The sequence below is a fragment of the Vibrio sp. 03_296 genome, assembly GCF_002265885.1.
Window position 1 is genome coordinate 1 of the sequence record NZ_NPKW01000167.1, and the last position, 705, is coordinate 705.

The following is a 705-nucleotide window of genomic DNA, read 5'->3' on the forward strand; positions in this document are numbered from 1 at the left end:
TCAAACACTGTTTTTGGTGCCAGCGGCTCAGGTAATTTTCTTACCCGAACAACTGCTATTTTAGCAACAGTATTTTTTATCGTGTAGCTTAAACGCTTGGTCGCATGTCGACTCATAAAGCAGAGTCTCAATGGGTTGATCCGACACAAGGTCAAGTTGTTGAACAAGTTCAAGATAACGTGAGTGAAGCTCCTGCTAAGTCAGATGAGATTCCTCAATAAGCGAAAGCTTTAAAATTGCCGAGATGGTGAAATTGGTAGACACACTAGCATGAGGTGCTAGCGCCTATGGTGTGAGGGTTCGAGTCCCTCTCTCGGCACCATTGATTTTACAAACTTGTAAATAACTGTGTTGAGCGTATAATGCTCAGCTAGTCGGACGCGGGGTGGAGCAGCTTGGTAGCTCGTCGGGCTCATAACCCGAAGGTCGTCGGTTCAAATCCGGCCCCCGCAACATTTCGTATTGGATGCAAGTTTGGTAGTGCTAACCACACTACAAGTTAAGCAACATCGGTTGTTTAACGTATCAGGGTCCAGCAACAAAAAACCCCGACTAATCGGGGTTTTTGTTATCTGTACTTCTCGCCGGTGCGAGTTTTGTACAGATAGTGCTTGGTTTTTATATTGGGCTCTGAGCCCTTTTTTTATTTCTGGAGTGGTTTGAATGACTGGTTTAGAAAGACAACTGACAGAGATGCTTGAATCG

Annotated in this window: 2 tRNA genes and 1 pseudogene; all 3 read left to right on the forward strand. The window is 45.0% G+C overall.

From position 1 onward, the window contains the following. A pseudogene (secG, locus tag CIK04_RS22480) lies at nt 1-221 on the forward strand (preprotein translocase subunit SecG); the annotation flags it as partial. A gap of 17 nt (nt 222-238) precedes the next feature. Then, a tRNA-Leu gene (locus CIK04_RS22485) sits at nt 239-322 on the forward strand. A gap of 57 nt (nt 323-379) precedes the next feature. Further along, a tRNA-Met gene (locus CIK04_RS22490) sits at nt 380-453 on the forward strand. The last annotated feature ends 252 nt before the right edge of the window (nt 454-705 follow it).